This is a genomic window from Hydrogenimonas cancrithermarum, from assembly GCF_030296055.1.
In the GTDB taxonomy this organism is placed as follows: Bacteria; Campylobacterota; Campylobacteria; order Campylobacterales; family Hydrogenimonadaceae; genus Hydrogenimonas; species Hydrogenimonas cancrithermarum.
On the sequence record NZ_AP027370.1, the window covers coordinates 2155738 to 2170000 of the forward strand.

The 14263-nt window shown below is 47.9% G+C and carries 11 protein-coding genes and 1 rRNA gene (1 of these 12 cut by a window edge); 11 read left to right on the forward strand and 1 reads right to left on the reverse strand.

Annotated elements, in window-relative coordinates:
• Positions 1-82: 82 nt before the first annotated feature.
• The 3 genes from thiC to QUD54_RS10970 all read left to right on the forward strand — a co-directional run bounded on the left by thiC (position 83) and on the right by QUD54_RS10970 (position 3497).
• On the forward strand, positions 83-1435 hold the full coding sequence (gene thiC, locus QUD54_RS10960) for a phosphomethylpyrimidine synthase ThiC (RefSeq protein ID WP_286336772.1): 1353 nt from the start codon (positions 83-85) through the stop codon (positions 1433-1435).
• 146 nt (positions 1436-1581) lie between these two features.
• On the forward strand, positions 1582-2736 hold the full coding sequence (locus tag QUD54_RS10965; protein WP_286336773.1) for an Mrp/NBP35 family ATP-binding protein: 1155 nt from the start codon (positions 1582-1584) through the stop codon (positions 2734-2736).
• A gap of 146 nt (positions 2737-2882) precedes the next feature.
• A complete protein-coding gene (locus tag QUD54_RS10970) occupies positions 2883-3497 on the forward strand; it encodes a DUF2238 domain-containing protein (protein WP_286336774.1) in 615 nt (204 codons plus the stop codon).
• Positions 3498-3528: 31 nt separating this feature from the next.
• Here QUD54_RS10970 and QUD54_RS10975 read toward each other — a convergent pair whose 3' ends face one another.
• Positions 3529-6057: a [protein-PII] uridylyltransferase family protein gene (locus QUD54_RS10975; RefSeq protein ID WP_286336775.1), complete on the reverse strand. Its 2529-nt coding sequence runs from the start codon at positions 6055-6057 to the stop codon at positions 3529-3531.
• A 63-nt stretch (positions 6058-6120) separates the two neighbouring features.
• Between QUD54_RS10975 and mqnE the strand changes: the two genes are divergently transcribed.
• The 8 genes from mqnE to QUD54_RS11015 all read left to right on the forward strand — a co-directional run.
• Positions 6121-7182 carry an aminofutalosine synthase MqnE gene (mqnE, locus tag QUD54_RS10980; RefSeq protein ID WP_286336776.1) on the forward strand — a complete coding sequence of 354 codons (1062 nt, stop codon included), beginning with the start codon at positions 6121-6123 and terminating at the stop codon, positions 7180-7182.
• Positions 7182-7649: a phosphoribosyltransferase gene (locus QUD54_RS10985; RefSeq protein WP_286336777.1), complete on the forward strand. Its 468-nt coding sequence runs from the start codon at positions 7182-7184 to the stop codon at positions 7647-7649. Before mqnE ends, QUD54_RS10985 begins: the two co-directional genes overlap by 1 nt.
• A gap of 10 nt (positions 7650-7659) precedes the next feature.
• Complete coding sequence (locus QUD54_RS10990; protein WP_286336778.1) at positions 7660-8229, forward strand: anthranilate synthase component II; 570 nt, start codon at positions 7660-7662, stop codon at positions 8227-8229.
• A complete protein-coding gene (locus QUD54_RS10995) occupies positions 8229-9422 on the forward strand; it encodes a hypothetical protein (protein ID WP_286336779.1) in 1194 nt (397 codons plus the stop codon). Before QUD54_RS10990 ends, QUD54_RS10995 begins: the two co-directional genes overlap by 1 nt.
• An 88-nt stretch (positions 9423-9510) precedes the next feature.
• Positions 9511-10818 carry an ATP citrate lyase citrate-binding domain-containing protein gene (locus QUD54_RS11000; RefSeq protein WP_286336780.1) on the forward strand — a complete coding sequence of 436 codons (1308 nt, stop codon included), beginning with the start codon at positions 9511-9513 and terminating at the stop codon, positions 10816-10818.
• 12 nt (positions 10819-10830) lie between these two features.
• Entirely contained in the window at positions 10831-12654 is a 1824-nt protein-coding gene (locus tag QUD54_RS11005) for a citrate/2-methylcitrate synthase (RefSeq protein ID WP_286336781.1), read from the forward strand.
• A 59-nt stretch (positions 12655-12713) separates the two neighbouring features.
• Complete coding sequence (locus QUD54_RS11010) at positions 12714-13328, forward strand: pilus assembly FimT family protein (protein WP_286336782.1); 615 nt, start codon at positions 12714-12716, stop codon at positions 13326-13328.
• 273 nt (positions 13329-13601) lie between these two features.
• Positions 13602-14263: ribosomal RNA gene (locus QUD54_RS11015) — 16S ribosomal RNA — on the forward strand; it runs 867 nt beyond the window's last position.

Consider the following 14263-nt stretch of genomic DNA (forward strand, 5'->3'; position numbering starts at 1 on the left):
AGAAAAGCTTGCTTTTATCTTTTTTGTGATAATTTTTGGGACTTGACTGCGCAAGGCCAGTCACAATGTAGGAGGGACAACCATGAGAAGCGAATGGGTCAAAAAACGTGAAAACGATAAAGTTCGAACACAAATGTATTATGCCAAGCAGGGCATCGTAACCGAAGAGATGGCGTATGTCGCCAAGGTAGAGAAACTCAATCCGGAGTTTGTCCGAAGCGAAGTGGCACGTGGACGGATGATCATTCCGGCCAACGTCAACCATGTTCACCAAAAACCTATGGCGATCGGTATGGGGGCGACGTGCAAAATCAATGCAAATATCGGATCCTCTGCCGTCGCTAGCGATGCAGAGGGCGAAGTCGAAAAGGTCAAAGTGTGTCAGAAATATGGTGCTGACACCATTATGGATCTCTCCACCGGCGGTGACCTGGACATGATCCGCGAAGAGGTGATCAAGCATGCAGAGGTGCCAATCGGCACCGTTCCGATGTATCAGATTCTGCACGATTGCAACAATAAGATCGAGGACCTTACGATCGATGCGATGCTCGATGTCATCGAACGCCAGGCGAAGCAGGGAGTCAGCTATTTCACGATCCATGCGGGATTTCTTTTGCGTTTCATGCCACTTGTAGCAAAACGTAAAATGGGGATTGTAAGTCGCGGCGGTAGCCTGATGGCGGCATGGATGATGCACTATCATAAAGAGAATCCTTTCTACACAGCGTATGACGATATTCTCGATATCTGCCGCAAGTATGATGTTTCTCTTTCGCTCGGCGATAGCCTACGCCCCGGATGTCTCTACGACGCCAGCGACGATGCGCAGCTCAATGAACTCAAAGTGCTTGGCGAGCTGACGCTCCGTGCGTGGGAGAAGGATGTGCAGGTAATGATCGAAGGGCCGGGCCACGTTCCGCTCAACCAGATCGAGCGCAACATGAAGCTCGAGCGTGACTACTGCCACGAAGCGCCGTTCTATATTCTCGGGCCGCTCGTTACCGATATCGCTGCAGGTTACGACCATATCTCCAGCGCCATCGGTGCGGCGGTCGGCGGGTGGCATGGTGCCAGTATGCTCTGCTACGTTACGCCGAAAGAGCACCTTGGACTGCCGAATGCTGCGGATGTTCGCGAAGGGATCATCGCCTACAAAATCGCGGCGCATGCCGCCGATATCGCCCGCGGCCGCAAGGGTGCGCGCGATATCGACGATGCGATGAGCGACGCACGCTACACGTTCGACTGGAACAAACAGTTCGAACTGGCGCTCGACCCCGACCGGGCCCGCGAATATCACGACGAGACACTGCCGCAGGATGTTTTCAAAGAGGCGGAGTTCTGCTCGATGTGCGGACCGAAATTCTGCAGCTACAAAATCAGCCAGGATATTATGGAAGGTAATGTCGATTTCAGTCATGTCGCGAGTTAAATTTAAATCGAAAATTTAGTTGAAATGTTTACGTTTCATAAAGTCTAGTTAACATAAACTTCAGAACTTTTTATGAGATGCGAGGAATTTCCGCTCCAAGCATCTCATCTTTTGTAGTGAAAAGAAAATTTCAATAAAGGATGAAAATGACAGAAAGTCAAGTCAAAGAGGTACTCTCAACGGTAACCTATCCGGGATTTACGAAAGATATTGTAACCTTCGGATTCGTCAAGGGTATCGAGATCGACGGTGGCCGTGTGGCCGTAACGGTCGAAATCACATCGAGTGCACCGGAAGTGAAAAAAGCGCTCGAGGATGAGATTAGAACGAAACTGGAAATGGCGGGTGCGACGGAAGTGATTCCGATGATCATGCAGCCGAAAATGCCGCGCGAAACATCGAGTCATGGCAAAAATATCGCCCCGCAAGTCAAGAACTTTGTTATGGTCAGCTCAGGCAAGGGTGGCGTCGGTAAATCGACGACTTCCGTCAACCTCGCGATCGCTCTGGCGATGCAGGGTAAAAAAGTCGGCCTTCTCGATGCCGACATTTACGGTCCGAACGTGCCGCGAATGATGGGTGTGGAAGATATGCGTCCGGATGTCATCGGCAACAAAGTGAAGCCGATCAACGCCTATGGTGTCGAAGTGATGAGTATGGGCGTTCTGATGGAAGAGGGGCAGTCGCTCATCTGGCGTGGTGCGATGGTCATGAAGGCGATCGAACAGTTCCTGCGCGATATCCTCTGGAGCGATCTTGACGTACTTGTCATCGACATGCCGCCGGGAACGGGCGATGCACAGCTGACGCTGGCGCAGAGTGTTCCGGTCACGGCCGGCATCACGGTTACGACACCGCAGAAAGTCTCTCTCGACGACTCGCGCCGAAGCCTTGATATGTTCAAGAAACTGCATATCCCGATCGCGGGCGTCGTTGAAAACATGAGCGGCTTCATCTGCCCGAGCTGTGGGACCGAGAGTGATATCTTCGGACGCGGTACGGCAGCTGCGGTCGCCGAAGAGTACGGCAGCAAACTTCTCGCACAGATTCCGATCGAGCCGGCGGTACGCGAAGGTGGCGACGAAGGGAAGCCGATCACCTACCACTATCCCGAAAGTGAAACGGCGAAGCGCTATATCAAAGCGGCCGAAGATCTTTGGAATACGATCGAACAGATCAACGAAGAGGGTGGCGTAAGCAACGAAGCGATCCAGCCGACGACCCCTCCGGGCGTCTCCGCCTGCTCAACCGGCGCACAGCCGCAGGGTGGCCAAAACCAAGGTGGCTGCGGCTGCAGCTAAAATCTTCAGATCCGGCACTCGCCGGATCCATAGAGAACTTCTCCCCGACTTCAATAGACGCGGGACAAACACTTTGTTCCGATCACTTCACAATGGCATAGGTCTTTATATGCTATGATTGAAAAATTCTGTTGAAGGTTTTCGATATGCATCGATATTTTCCCCATATTCTACTGGGACTTTATCTGGTTTGGTTTGGCGTATTGGCAACTGATCCCTACAATCGTGAGATTTGGTTCAGCGAAAATCTTCCTATCGTACTCATCGTATTACTTCTCGTTGTCACCTATTCGAAATTTCGTTTTTCCAATACGGCCTATTTCTTGATGAGCATATTGATTTTTCTCCATACACTTGGAGGCCACTATACCTTTGAACGGGTACCCTTTGAGTGGGTAACCGACTTTTTTGGGTTTGAACGCAACAACTTTGACAGAGTCGCACATTTCAGTGTCGGATTCTATGCCTTTGCGATCGTCGAATTTCTTTGTCGTCAAGCATACGTGACGCGACGCTGGATTGCATATCTATTCGGGGTTTTCGCTATTTTGAGTGTGGCGGCTCTGTATGAGATTGTTGAGTGGTGGTTCGCAGTAATGGCCGATAATGAGACGGGTATAGCGTTTCTCGGTTCCCAAGGCGATATTTGGGATGCTCAAAAAGATATGCTGAGTGACGGACTGGGGGCGATATTCGCTGTCGCTCTTTATCACTTTCTTCCGCCTTGGAGAGGGCGCTGCGGCGCTCGAAGGGTGGGATGATACGCTTGAAGTGCGTACCTTCTTGCTAAAATCACGTATCAACCAACTCCTTTAAAATCTTCTCTTTATTTGTACAGAAATTCCCGTTTTTCTCGATGAGAAAAAAGTCGTTGACACGATGTTTGCGGGTTGTGATGACAGCCGATGCGATATCGACGCCGAGTTTGTCGAAATAGTGGGCGACATAGGCCATCAATCCCCGCTGGTTGGATGTTTTGATCTGCATCGTCGCGTAGCTTTTGGAGTGTTCGCAATCGATCGTGATCTCTTTGGGTTTGATCTTCGGTTTGGCCAGTTTGATCGTTTTTCCCATATCGAACGAGTCGTGGATGATCGCTTCGACCATCGGGATTTCGTCTTTGGCGATGGTGTCGTTGAACTCGAGGACGAAATATTTGATTCCGTCGAAGAGTTTGAAGATCTCCATGCCGACGAGTTCGAGGTGGCTCAGTTTACCCAGTAGAAAGCCGAGGTTGATCGGCACTTTTCTGTAAATTTCGATTTTGAGCGTCTCGCCGGTGTCGATCTCCATCGCATAGTCGAGTATGCCTCTGGCTTGCACGGCGATGTCGAGAATCTCTCTGGCCGTATGTTTGATGAAAAAGAGGTTTGATTCGATCGAGAGGATTTTCTTTTGCATCGAACGGGGAAGCGTTTGGAACGCGGAGAGTTTTTTGAGCGCCTGTTCTCGGCGCAGGCGTTTGGCTGTTTCGTCGATGATCGCCGGTTTTTCGAGAATCTCCGAGGCGGCGAAATAGAGTGTTTTGAGCATTCTGTCGGTAAAGGCGTTGTAGACCCCCTCACCCACGGCATTGACATCGCAGTAGGTTAGAATGAAGAGCATGTCGAGCAGTTTTTGGGTACTCAATGGCGCGACAAATTTGGAAACGGTTGATTCGTCGTAGATATCTTCGTTGTGGATTGTTTTGGTCATCCGGGTATGATGGCGAATGAGCAGTATCCCTTCTTTGATAAGCGGTTCGGAAAAACCCAGTTTTTTGGCATAGATCTTGAAGAGGTCGGCACCTACTTCGCGATGGTCGCGCACTCTTCCTTTTCCGGCATCGTGTAAAAGCGCAACGAGTTTCAGCATCGCTTTGGAGTCTTTGTCCAGCTTTTCGAAAAGAGGTTGCAGGATCTCGTGTTCGAGCCGGTCGAGTATAGCGAGCGTCTGGATGGAGTGGATGTCGACCGGATAATGGTGATAGCCATCGAATTGTGGAAGGTACATCACCCGTTTGAGCGGCGTGATCGCTTTGGGAAGTTTCCCGCTTTTAAAGAGTGTATCGATGATCGACGCGCTGTATGGCATGTAGAAAATCTGACGGATGGCGCTGATGAGTTGCTTGCCTTTTGTCTTCGGTATTTCGGTTCTGTCGATAAGATGGCAAAATGAGGCGTCGGCGATGACCGGATAGCGGTATGCCTCTTTGAGCAGCAGTTTAAGGTAGTAGAGAAAGGTTTTGGGTTTCAAATCTCTTTGGGCATAGAGGGTGTCTTGACACCGGAAGATACCCGGCTCGATGCACTCTTTTCGTAAAAGCGGAATATGTGTCGCATCGTAAAGATAGGGTTTGCCGAGAAGACCACTCCAGTAGGCAGTCTTTTTTCGGATAGTATCCAGGGCATGAAAAGTGCGACTTACCAGCTCTTTCTGGGCTTTTTGCGGCTTGCCTTTTTCGATGCCCAGGAGATTGGCGACATTCGGGACGAGATCGAGCCGCAAGGTATCCTCTTTTTTCCCGGCGCTCAGATGCAGGGCCGCACGTACGCGGAATATAAATTCGAGTGCTGAGCGGTATTCGGTATAGTCGGTTTCATCGATAACCGATCCCACCAGCTCTCGTAAGCGGAAAACATTGTGTCGTACCGACGCGATCCAGAAGACGAGGTTCGCATCCCTCATGCCGCCGACACACTCTTTGATATTGGGTTCCATCGAGATGGGAAACTTCCGATGTCTCGTTTCGGCTTCCTGGAGTTTGGCGAGTACATACATTTTCGGGTCATCTCTTCGTATGACACCAAACTGCCGTTGTGTCTCCATCCAGATGAAGTTGGAGCCGATGATGAAACGCGATTCCAGAAGGGCCGTTTTGATTGTGATGTCGGTTTTGGAAACGTCTGGCAGTTCAGAGATTTCATGGACGCGGTGCCCCAGATGAAAGCCGGCATCCCATGCGATGTAGAGGATCTTCTCTATAATCTCTTTGATATTGTAGCCGGGAGTCTCTTTGTAGACGATCATCAGGTCGATATCGCTGTGTACGCAAAGTTGTTCGCGGCCGTAGCTTCCAAGCGCCACAAGTGCGATGGGAACGGAGTTTCTCATCGGCTGAAATTCGCGGAACATCTTACGAAGGACAACCTTGTAGATAATCGATAGAAACTGGTCGATCTTGCGGGTGTGATGTACCAGAAACGCTTTTCCCTGTGTCTCTTTGAATATCTCTTCTAGATTGTCGAGATACTCTTTGATCGCCTGCTTCAAAAGTTTTGAAATTTTGAAATCCGGAGCGTTTTGGTCCAAAAGCGATTCTATTTCAATGTTCAGATCCATATCGCGTCAGCGCCTTTTCTTTTTGGATATAATACCGAAAATTTTATCATTGGGGTGTATGGTATGGACGTAGTGGAAAAAGTGCGCAGCGGCGAGCGGATCGGTCTTGAGGATGCGCTTGAACTCTATGAACTCGATCTTTTTACACTGGGTGGCCTTGCCGATGAAAAGCGCAAGGCCCTGCATGGTAAGAAAACCTATTTCAACATCAACCGCCATATCAACCCCACCAATATTTGCAAAGATATCTGCAAGTTTTGTGCCTACAGCGCCAGTCGAAAAAATCCAAACCCCTATACGATGCCCGTCGAAGAGATCGTCGAAATTGCGAAACACTCATGGAAAAACGGTGCCAAAGAGGTACACATCGTCTCCGCGCACAATCCTGAAGCGGGGCTCGACTGGTATCTTGGAATGTTCAGAGCGATCAAAGAGGAGCTGCCCGATATCCATGTCAAAGCGCTGACGGCTGCGGAAATCAATTTTCTGGCCGAAGAGTATGGGCTGAGTATTGACGAAGTGCTCGACCGTATGGTCGAAAACGGTGTCGACTCGATGCCCGGCGGCGGTGCCGAGATTTTCGACGAGAAGGTTCGTGATTACATTTGCAAGGGGAAAGTGACTTCCGACGGGTGGCTCGATATCCACCGTAAATGGCATCAACGGGGCAAAAAGTCCAACGCGACGATGCTCTTCGGTCATATTGAAACGCGTGAACACCGCATTGACCATATGCTGCGCCTACGCGCCTTGCAGGATGAAACAGGTGGGTTCAATTGCTTCATTCCGCTGGTGTACCAAAAAGAGAACAACTACCTCAAAGTCGAAAATTTCCCGACGGGCCAAGAGATACTCAAAACGATGGCGATAAGCCGTATCGTACTCGATAACATCCAAAACCTCAAAGCCTACTGGGTCACTGCGACGATCAACTTGGCGCTCATCGCCCAAGAGTACGGTGCAAACGATCTTGACGGGACGATCGAGCGCGAATCGATCCAGGCGGCGGCAGGGGCGAGAAGCGCACATGGCATGCCGCTCGACGAGTTCGTCCATCTCATCAAAGACAGCGGTTTCGTTCCCGTTGAGCGCGACAGCCTCTACAACGAACTGAAAGCGTGGTGATGGAACGAATCCGATACGACTACGAAACATTCGCGAAAGATCTGCACGCACTTGCCGATTCGATCGACGAAAGATTCGACGCGATCGTCGCCATTGCAAGAGGTGGTATGACGATGGCCCATATGCTGGGCGAATACTGGGGTGTCCGAAACGTATACGTAATCAACGCGATTGGGTACGAGGATACAAAAAAGCTTGGGATGCCTCGTATTTTCAATCTCCCGGACCTATCGGAGTGTCGGAATGTTTTAGTCGTTGACGATATCGCCGATAGCGGCGATACGCTTTTGGCCGTTATGGAAAAGCTGAAGTCGAATTATCCCGATGTTTCGTTTAAAACGGCCACACTCTTTTACAAGACGGATGCGAAATTTCAACCTGACTACAAGTTCAAAAAGGCCGAGGGATGGATCGACTTTTTTTGGAATGAAGATTTGAAACGATATAATGCACCTACTATTCGGTAAAGGGTTTTTCATGGTTTTAATGATCGATAACTACGACAGTTTTACCTACAATATCGTCCAATACTGCCTCGAACTCGGTGCCGATCTCAAAATAATCCGCAATGACGAATTAAGCGTGGATGAGATCGAGGCACTGAATCCTGAAAAGATTATCATTTCACCCGGTCCCGCCACGCCGAACGAGGCAGGTGTAAGCCTGGAAGTTGTAGAGAGATTCCACAAAGAGTTACCTATATTCGGTATTTGTCTGGGACATCAGACGATCGCTCAGGCTTTCGGAGGCAAAGTTGTGCGGGCAAAAAATCTGATGCACGGCAAAACATCTCAGATGGAAGTGCATATCGAGTCACCGATTTTTAAATTTATGCCAGAAACGTTTATTGCGACACGCTATCACTCACTCGTCGTCGAGAAAGAGAGCCTACCGGATCATATTATCGCGACAGCCTACAGTCATGACGATCATGAGATTATGGCACTTCAGATTGACGGGTATCCGGTTTATGGGGTACAGTTTCATCCCGAGTCGATCATGAGTGAATATGGTCACCTCATGCTGGACAATTTCCTCAAACTCTGATGAGTAGGCTTAGAGTCTTCGTCTCGATTCTTCTATTCGTTCACCTTGTCGTTCTGATATGGGTCGCTTGGGGGCTTCCCATCGGCCCGAATGAAGCGAAACTCTACTATTCCGGCCAAAACCTTGTCAATTTGTTGATGCATGGGGGAAAAACGCTCTTCCCTTCTTGCGATTTTTTAAATATCCGTCTCCCATTTCTGATCATCCACCTTGTCAATCTCGCACTTTTTTATCGGCTTTCGAAATATTTTCTTAAAGATGAGATTGCACTGTTTACATCTTTTATCACTTTTCTTTTTCTTCCCGGCATCGTCAGTTCGGCGGTTCTCGCCACTTCTACCGGCATCATTTTGGCACTCTACCAGGGGTTTTTGATTCTTTTCCTCGAGAGGAAAAAGTTTGCAGCCTTTCTGCTTCTGCCACTCTTTCTTTTTGTCGATAAAAGCAGTGTCATTCTCTATTTTGCACTTTTTACCTATGCTCTCTGGAGAAGAGATGGCATAATGCTTTTGCTTGTCTCTGTGCTGTTCGGAGCTTCCGTCAGTATTTACGGTATCGATATGCACGGAAAACCGGTCAACTATTTTGCCGATACGATAGGGCTCTACGCTGCCATTTTTTCTCCCTTGCTGTTTCTCTACTTTTTTTATGCGATGTATCGCATCCTGCTCAAGGGTGATAAAAACATCATCTGGCATGTCAGTTTTACAGTATTGATATTGTCTCTGACGATCTCTTTACGCCAGCGGATTCCCATTCAGGACTTTGCACCCTATGTTATCGTTGCGATTCCTTTGATGGTCAGACTCTTTTTTCAGACCTTTAGAGTCCGTTTGCCGCAATTCAGGAAGCGTTATCTCCTTTTGGCTGGCGTTGTCTTTTCGGTGCTGCTTCTCAATACGTTGCTCCTTCTTTTTCACAAGCCGTTGTTTCTTGTTCTGGAAAAGCCACACAAACACTTCGCCGCACCATTTTACTATCCGTATTGGTGTGCAGAGGCATTGAAAAAAGAGGGTATACATGGGATCCAGACAAAGAAAAAAGAGCTGCAGTTACAATTGCGATATCATGGTTTAACATCCGATCCTTTATCGGAACTCAAAACGGAAATGTGTAAAGGTTGTAAAAAAGTTTCGATTCGATACAAAAACAGGGTACTCAAAAGCTGTTATGTTTCGAAAATAAACAATTAATCGATTTTTTCTTCAATCGCATTGAGATAAAGCGTCTGATACAAAAAATAGTGCTAAACTCATAAAATAAAAATCATAAGGAGTTGTGATGGCTCAAAAAGCGATACGAGAGTATGACGGCAAAGCCATTTTCGCCAAACATTGGAACGAATATTTTGATGGCTTTCACTACGATTTCAAATCTGTACTGGTTACGAGTGCGGATGAGTTACGTGAAAAAGCGAAAGAGCATGGATTCGAGTGGCTCAATCAAGAACCACTGGTTGTCAAACCCGATATGCTTTTCGGCAAGCGCGGTAAAAATGGTTTGGTTCTTTTCAAGGTTGAAAAGCCCGGTGATGTAAAACTCGAAGATGCGGCAAAGTGGATCGAAGAGAAACAGAGCCATGAAGTGACGTTGCTTTCCGGTCAGAAAGGGATGTTGACGCACTTTATCGTTGAGCCGTTCACTCCGCATACACAGGAGCAGGAGTACTACATTTCCGCAACGGTCGTCGACAATGACGATGTGCTCTATATGTCAGCCGAAGGCGGTATGGAAGTTGAAGAAGGTTGGGAAGAGAAAGTCAATGAAGTCCGCATTCCTATCAACATGTCGGACAATGAGATGGAACGTGCCATTCATGCAAGTGTACCTGAAGGCATTCCGGAAGAAAACAAAGAGCGTTTTGCCTCTTTCGCGATTCAGTTCTTTAAATTCTACCGCGATTTGAACTTCGCCTATCTTGAGATCAACCCGATCGTCATGATCGAAAACAATGCCCATATCCTTGACCTGGTCGCACGCCTTGACGATACGGCAGGCTTCCTGATGAAAGACAAGTGGGGCGACATCGAATTCCCGACCCCGTTTGGCATGGAAGATCAATCTCCCGAAGAGAAAGCTATCGCGGAGGCCGATGCGAAATCAGGTGCCTCGTTGAAACTTACGATTCTCAACCCTGAAGGTCGTATTTGGACGATGGTTGCCGGCGGTGGAGCATCCGTTGTCTACGCCGATACGATTGCCGATCTCGCGGGTGTTAAAGATCTTGCGAACTATGGTGAATATTCAGGTGGACCGACAGAGAGCGAAACACAGTTCTATGCAGAAACGATTTTCGATCTGATGACACGTTATGAAGATCCCCGTGGCAAAATTCTCATCATCGGTGGAGCGATTGCAAACTTTACCGACGTTGCGAAAACATTTACCGGAATTATCAAAGCACTCGAAAAATATGCGGATAAATTGAAAGCGCACAATACAAAAATCTATGTACGACGTGGTGGACCGAACTATGAAAAAGGTCTCAAGGATATCAAAGAAGCGGCCGAGAGACTGGGGCTTTACATGGAAGTCTACGGACCGGATACTCATGTAACCGATATCGTACGTATGGCACTTGAGAAGTAAGGGAGAGAGAAGATGAGCAGCAGACTTTTTACAAAAGACACACAAGCGATTTTCTGGAACAACAACAAAAGCGCGATTCAGCGTATGTTGGATTATGACTACGTCATTGGACGTGAAAAACCTTCGGTAGCGGCGATCGTCGCTCCGACAAGTTCCAACAAATTCGAGAAATTCTTTTATGGACCGGATGAGATCATGGTTCCGCTTTACAAATCTACGGCGGATGCGGTTGCCGAACATAAAAATGCGGATGTCCTTTTGAACTTCGCATCGTTCCGTACGGCGTATGACGTCTCTATGGAAGCGATCAACATGGGTGACCAGTTCCGCGTTATCATGGTTACAGCGGAAGGTATTCCGGAAAGACTCGCACGCAAGATGAATCAGGCAGCCAGAGACAATGGAACGCTGGTTATCGGACCCGCGACTGTCGGTGCGATCACTCCAGGTGCATTCAAAATCGCAAACATTGGCGGTACCATTGAGAATATTATCAACTCCAAACTCCACAGAGCGGGAAGTGCAGGCCTTGTAACGCGTTCAGGTGGTCTTTTCAACGAACTGTGTAACATCATCTCTTTGAATGCCGACGGTATTGCAGAGGGTGTTGCGATCGGCGGTGACCGTTTCGTAGGATCGGTCTTTATCGACAACCTCCTTCGCATGGAAGAGAACCCGGATGTCAAATACATGATTCTCCTGGGTGAAGTCGGTGGTACGGAAGAGTACAAAGTGATCGAAGCGGTCAAATCCGGTAAAATCAAAAAACCGATCATCGCATGGTGTATCGGTACAATCGCCAAACACTTCAGCAGCGGCGTACAGTTCGGCCATGCAGGTGCAAGTGCGAATGCCGAGCGCGAAACGGCTGAGGCGAAAAATGCTGCGATGCGTGAAGCCGGTATTCATGTGCCCAACAGCTTCAACGATCTGCCACAGACGATTCATCAGGTCTATACCGATCTTAAAAAAGAGGGCATCATTCAGGAGATCGAAGAGCCTGAAGTACGCAAGATTCCGGCTAACCGCAAACCGAAAAATTTCATCTGTACGATCAGCGATGACCGTGGTGAAGAAGCAACCTATGCAGGATACCCGATCAGCTCTGTTGCAACGCCGGATACCGGTAAAAGCATCGGAGATGTAGTCAGTCTCCTATGGTTCAAAAAAGTTTATCCTAAATGGGCGACCGACTTTATCGAAACCGTTATCAAAACCGTTGCAGACCACGGTCCGGCTGTTTCCGGTGCCCACAACGCCAAAGTCACTGCGCGTGCAGGCAAGTCCGTTGTTGAATCGCTGGTTACCGGACTTCTCACCATTGGACCACGATTTGGTGGTGCGATCGACGGTGCGGCAAAATACTTCAAATATGCCAACGACAACAATATGACACCGCAGGAATTCCTTGCATATATGAAAAAACAGGGGATTCCGATTCCGGGTATTGGACACCGAATCAAGTCACTCAGAAATCCGGACAAACGTGTCGAGGGCCTGAAAAAATATGCAAAAGAGTATTTCCCAAGCACATCACTTCTCGAGTATGCGCTTGAAGTCGAACAATTGACGACGTCCAAAAAAGACAACCTGATCCTAAACGTTGACGGAACGATCGGCATTCTCATGGTCGATATGTGGCGAGCGCTTGGATATAGTGAAGAAGAAATCAACGAGTTCATCGAAAGCGGTACACTCAACTCTTTCTTTATTCTCGGACGAACCATCGGATTCATTGGACATGTCCTGGATGAAAAACGCTTGGCGATGCCAATGTACAGACATCCGATGGATGATATTCTATATGACGTAAAACCCGCGGAGAAGATCCAGTAATTCTCCCTTTTGACCTTGTGGTATAATTGGCGTAAACCAGTTATACCCGGGGTTTCTTCATGAAAAACGCTTTTACTATACTTGAACTTATTGCAGTAATTGTAATAGTTGCCATCCTTTCTATCGTTATGATTCCAAGATTCAGTGATAGCAAACTAAGAGAAGCAGCCGACCAGATAATATCTCATATTCGTTATACACAGCATCTTGCAATGATAGACGATCGCTATGATCCACAGAAAAATGAATGGTACAAAGAGAGATGGCAGATTGGCTTTTGGCAATGTACCGGAAGCTACGATTGGTACTATGTTGTAGGACATGATTTAGATCATGGTGGAGGTATCGGAAATTCTGAAGCTGCGATCAATCCCTCTGACAACAAACACCTTTTTACATCCAATAGTTGTAATTTGTCGAATGACCAAAGTGGTGAAATCCTGATTACAAAAAAATTCGGTATCAATAATGTAATACTCTCCAGTTCATGCGGAAATAACAAACATATCGCTTTCGATAATTTGGGAAGACCTTACAAATCAACATTGGGTTCCAACATATACGATCTCGTCAATAATACATGTCGAATCCATTTTATTGCAGACGATGGAGATTTCTACATATCTATCGAACCAGAAACCGGTTACGTTCATTTAAGTTCTATAAATTACTGATCATATCGAAAATTTTCGAATTTTCGAATTTTTTCCGAAATTCGGTGAAAAAACCCTTGACAAGAGGTTTGTATGGTGCTATAATTCCCGTCCACAAACGATGGAGCCCTTGAGTAAGGGACTTCGAGAGGTCGTGAGTGAGTCATTTGCGAGAGTGACAGACGAGATCTTTGACAACCAAGTAAGAGATAAGTAAGAACCTTTGAGCTTTTAAGCTTTTGTGACTTTCAAGTAAAAGTCAACACAAACAGTCGACAAGGTTTAAATTGTCCATTTATGGAGAGTTTGATCCTGGCTCAGAGTGAACGCTGGCGGCGTGCCTAACACATGCAAGTCGAACGAGAACGGCTCGATGAACCTTCGGGGGATTCGAGTGTCAGCTAAGTGGCGCACGGGTGAGTAATGTATAGGTAACATGCCCCTTGGAGGGGGATAACAGCTGGAAACGGCTGCTAATACCCCATATTCCTATAGGACGTCAAGTCGTATAGGGAAACGGTTTATTCCGCCAAGGGATTGGCCTGTATCGTATCAGCTAGTTGGTGGGGTAATGGCCCACCAAGGCGATGACGCGTAGCTGGTCTGAGAGGATGATCAGCCACACTGGAACTGAGACACGGTCCAGACTCCTACGGGAGGCAGCAGTGGGGAATATTGCACAATGGGGGAAACCCTGATGCAGCAACGCCGCGTGGAGGATGACGCATTTCGGTGTGTAAACTCCTTTTCTGTCGGAAGATAATGACGGTATGACAGGAATAAGCACCGGCTAACTCCGTGCCAGCAGCCGCGGTAATACGGAGGGTGCAAGCGTTACTCGGAATCACTGGGCGTAAAGGACGCGTAGGCGGGTTCGTAAGTCAGGTGTGAAAGCCCACGGCTCAACCGTGGAACTGCACTTGAAACTGTGAACCTAGAGTCTGGGAGAGGCAGAT

What these genes read in the sequence shown, in the direction of transcription:
- thiC (WP_286336772.1), top strand. Translation starts at nt 83, where the DNA reads ATGAGAAGCGAATGGGTCAAAAAACGTGAAAACGATAAAGTTCGAACA.
- QUD54_RS10965 (WP_286336773.1), top strand. Translation starts at nt 1,582, where the DNA reads ATGACAGAAAGTCAAGTCAAAGAGGTACTCTCAACGGTAACCTATCCG.
- QUD54_RS10970 (WP_286336774.1), top strand. Translation starts at nt 2,883, where the DNA reads ATGCATCGATATTTTCCCCATATTCTACTGGGACTTTATCTGGTTTGG.
- QUD54_RS10975 (WP_286336775.1), bottom strand. Translation starts at nt 6,057, where the DNA reads ATGGATCTGAACATTGAAATAGAATCGCTTTTGGACCAAAACGCTCCG.
- mqnE (WP_286336776.1), top strand. Translation starts at nt 6,121, where the DNA reads ATGGACGTAGTGGAAAAAGTGCGCAGCGGCGAGCGGATCGGTCTTGAG.
- QUD54_RS10985 (WP_286336777.1), top strand. Translation starts at nt 7,182, where the DNA reads ATGGAACGAATCCGATACGACTACGAAACATTCGCGAAAGATCTGCAC.
- QUD54_RS10990 (WP_286336778.1), top strand. Translation starts at nt 7,660, where the DNA reads ATGGTTTTAATGATCGATAACTACGACAGTTTTACCTACAATATCGTC.
- QUD54_RS10995 (WP_286336779.1), top strand. Translation starts at nt 8,229, where the DNA reads ATGAGTAGGCTTAGAGTCTTCGTCTCGATTCTTCTATTCGTTCACCTT.
- QUD54_RS11000 (WP_286336780.1), top strand. Translation starts at nt 9,511, where the DNA reads ATGGCTCAAAAAGCGATACGAGAGTATGACGGCAAAGCCATTTTCGCC.
- QUD54_RS11005 (WP_286336781.1), top strand. Translation starts at nt 10,831, where the DNA reads ATGAGCAGCAGACTTTTTACAAAAGACACACAAGCGATTTTCTGGAAC.
- QUD54_RS11010 (WP_286336782.1), top strand. Translation starts at nt 12,714, where the DNA reads ATGAAAAACGCTTTTACTATACTTGAACTTATTGCAGTAATTGTAATA.